The organism is Streptomyces sp. NPDC007162, from assembly GCF_040634175.1.
Lineage (GTDB): Bacteria > Actinomycetota > Actinomycetes > Streptomycetales > Streptomycetaceae > Streptomyces.
On record NZ_JBEYFC010000764.1, the window covers coordinates 1 to 3,243 of the forward strand.

The 3,243-nt window shown below is 72.0% G+C and carries 3 protein-coding genes; all 3 read right to left on the reverse strand.

All coding sequences use genetic code 11. The features are described from left to right. Positions 1-1,396: 3-deoxy-7-phosphoheptulonate synthase class II (locus ABZ646_RS43525; protein WP_360532448.1), on the reverse strand; the 1,396-nt coding region annotated here is incomplete at its 3' end. Between the two features lie 40 nt (positions 1,397-1,436). Next, a complete protein-coding gene (locus tag ABZ646_RS43530) occupies positions 1,437-2,366 on the reverse strand; it encodes a diiron oxygenase (RefSeq protein WP_360532451.1) in 930 nt (309 codons plus the stop codon). A gap of 13 nt (positions 2,367-2,379) precedes the next feature. Beyond that, the gene (locus ABZ646_RS43535; protein WP_360532453.1) at positions 2,380-3,219 is read right to left on the reverse strand and encodes an aminotransferase class IV; all 840 of its coding nucleotides are present in this window, start codon (positions 3,217-3,219) and stop codon (positions 2,380-2,382) included. Positions 3,220-3,243 lie beyond the last annotated feature (24 nt).

A 3,243-nucleotide genomic window follows, 5' to 3' on the forward strand; every position in this document is an offset into this window, starting at 1 on the left:
TTTGTCTTTTTTTCTGAGGTGTTCTATACCTTTCGGGGGGGCCGGGCCCCCGGGCCCCCCACGCTCCTGGGCTGAACAGCTCGGCGACCAGGAAGGCCAGGTCAAGCGCCTGGTCGCCGTTGAGGCGTGGGTCGCACGCCGACTCGTACCTGCGGTGCAGGTCGTCGAAACCCAGTTCGGCGCCGCCGCCGACGCACTCGGTCACGTCCTCGCCGGTCAGCTCCACGTGCAGTCCGCCCGCGTGGGTGCCCAGTGCCCGGTGCACCTCGAAGAAGCCGGTGACCTCGGCGAGGATGTCGTCGAACCGCCTGGTCTTGTGTCCGCCGGGCGCCTCGAAGGTGTTGCCGTGCATCGGATCGCACACCCACACCACCGGCGCGCCGGAAGCGGTGACCTTCTCCACGAGGTCCGGCAGCAGGTCCCGTACGCGGTGCGCTCCCATGCGCACGATGAACGTCAGCCGGCCCGGCCGCCGATCGGGGTCGAGGCGGTCGATCAGGGGCAGTGCCTGCGCGGGGGTGGCGGCAGGACCCAGCTTCACCGCGATCGGGTTGTCGATGGTCGCGAAGTAGGCGACGTGGGCGCCGTCGAGCTGTCTGGTGCGGTCGCCGATCCACAGCATGTGGCCGCTCCCCGCGTACACGCGGCCGGTACGCGGGTGGTGGCGGGTCAGCGCGGCCTCGTAGTCGAGCAGCAGTCCTTCGTGGCTGGCGAACACCTCCGTGCCGACGAGGGTCTCACCGTCGCGCGCCGCCCCGGAGGACAGCGCCTGGCCGATGCGGGCGGCCAGTTCGCCGTAGCGTTCACCGGCGGGCGAGCGTGCGACGAAGTCCTGGTTCTCCTTGTGCAGTCGGTGCAGGTCGGTGCCGTCACGGGTGAAGTCGCGCAGGACGTCCAGGGTGTGGCGCGAGGCGTCGTACATCCGAAGCAGCCGGGCCGGGTCCGGGCGTCGTTCGCTCTGGCTGAAGCCGGTGCCGTTCACCGCGTCGCCGCGGTAGACGGGGAGCGTGCACCCGTCGACGGTCTCGGTCGGCCGGGACCGGGGCTTCGCGTACTGTCCGGCGATCCGGCCCACCGTGACCACCGGCACCGCCGACGCGCACGTCAAAATCACGGCAACTTGCTGGAGGAGGCGCAGTTTGCCGTGGATCGCCTGCGTCGAGAGGCGGTCGAAGCGTTCGGCGCAGTCGCCTCCCTGGAACAGGAACGCCCGGCCGTCCGCCGCCTGGGCGAGTCGTGCGGTGAGCCTGTCGCATTCCTGTGGCGTGACCAAGGGGGTTCGGGCGGCCAGGTGATCCACCACGTCACCGAGCTCGGCCAGGCTGGGCCACTCCGGCCGCTGGTGGGCGACGAGTGTCCGCCAGTGCGCGGCGGCTTCGCCGGTGCGGGTCAACATGATCTCCGTCCGCTCTTCGTGGCTGGGCGGTGCGGGGCGGTCAGCGCCGGACCGTTTCGACGAGGTCGTGGCTGATGCCCAGGTCGTCGAGGAGCAGCTGCAGCGGTCCGGTGTCCCGCGCGGGTACGGGACGGGATGCGGCCCACTCGCCCAGCTGGCCGGTGTCGATCTCCAAGCCGCCCTGGGCCGCCACGGTCACCCAGGGTTCCAGGTCCGCGGAGCGGAACGCGGTCAGTCCGGTGACGAGTGCTTCGCGGAACATCCGCTGCTGTGCGCCGTCCAGGTTCCGGTAGAGCGAGCCGCACAACTCGCGGAAGACGACCGCGTGTCCGCCCTCGTCCCGCCGGTGCAGATCGGTGGTGATCCGGTTCATCGGCTGGATCTCCTGGGCGGTGGCGAGTGCGGAGAGGAACCCGCTGATCGTCGTCTCGGCGGCCAGGGAGAACGCGATGTCGACGATGTCGCGGTCGAACCCGGACAGCCCGGCGCGGACCGCGTCCCGTCCCTGGACCACCGACCAGACGTCCGGCGCGAACCGCAGGTCCGCCAGGTCGCGCCGCCTGCGGGTGACGCCGACGGCGTTGTGGCACATCAGGATGTGGTAGTGCTCGTCGATGATCGTCTGGTGCAGGGCGTCGACGGCGACGTCGTCACGGCGGACGGGGATCCGTTCCTGGAGCATCAGCCGGCAGGCCGGCAGGATGATCTCGTCCTCGATGGCCGCGGTCTTGGCGTTGTAGGAGATCCACGCCGCGGACAGGATGCGCTCGCGAGCGTCCCGGTCGAGCCGGTCGGCACCCGGCAGGAAGAGCACCGGGACGAGGCGTTCGGGGAAGTCCGGCAGCGCCGTGTCGAAGTGGCCGTCGAGGTCGAGCTCGTCCTTCTTGACGGCCACCCGCTTCCCCCAGCGGCGCGTCAGCTGCACCAGCAGGTCGCGCTCGTACGCGGGTTCTTCACGTGCCGTGGTCATCGGGAAACCCCCCTCATGGGTTCGCCACGGGAAGCAGTGCGGCGTCGGCCGGAACGGCGAGCGCGGCCAGGCGCGACTGCCAGTGCTCGGCCCTCGCGGCGTCCGGGTCCTGGAACCGGCCCAGGCCCTCGGTGACCGGCCGGATGCCGTGCAGGGCGTTCAGCGTCCAGACGGGTACGCCGGCGAGATCCGCGGCGGTGGCCCGCTCGGTGACGACCTGGTGCCCTGCCCGGTCGGCGAGCTCGCCGAGCAGGGCGCGGGTGACTCCGGGAAGCAGGCCGGGGCCGGGTGGTGGCCCGCACAGCGTGTCGTTGCGCCACCAGACGACGCTCGTGGTCGACCCTTCGAGCACGTGGCCTTCCGGTGAGAGCAGCAGCGCCTCGTCGGCTCCCGCCGCGACCGCGGCAGCGCGCAGGCCGGCCAGGTGGTCCAGGTCGGCGCCCTTGACGGCCGGCAGCCGTCGTCGGTCGGGTCCCGGCGCGGTCCACAGCCGGACGGTCGCGGTGCGCGGTGGGGCGGGACGCAGCCACATCCGCAACCGCGTTCCCGGCCCGGTCTCGACGAGTTCGACGCGGGGAAACCACCGGCCTCGGGCGGGCAGTGACGCGGCGACCGCCCGCAGGAACCGGGTGGCGGTGTCCGCTGCCGGTCCGGAGAAGCGGGCGCAGGAAGACCGGAAGCGTCCGGCGTGCCGGTCGAGTCCCCGCACCCGTCCCCCGTCCACGAGCCAGGAGTCGGCGACCAGCACCGTCCCGGCGGCGTCGGCCGGCGACCATCCGCCATCGGCGTCCCACCATCGGCGGAAGCCCTGGCCCGGCGCTGTGTCCGTCGCTGTGCCCGTCGCTGTGTTCATCGCCGGGGACCGCTCGTGTACGAC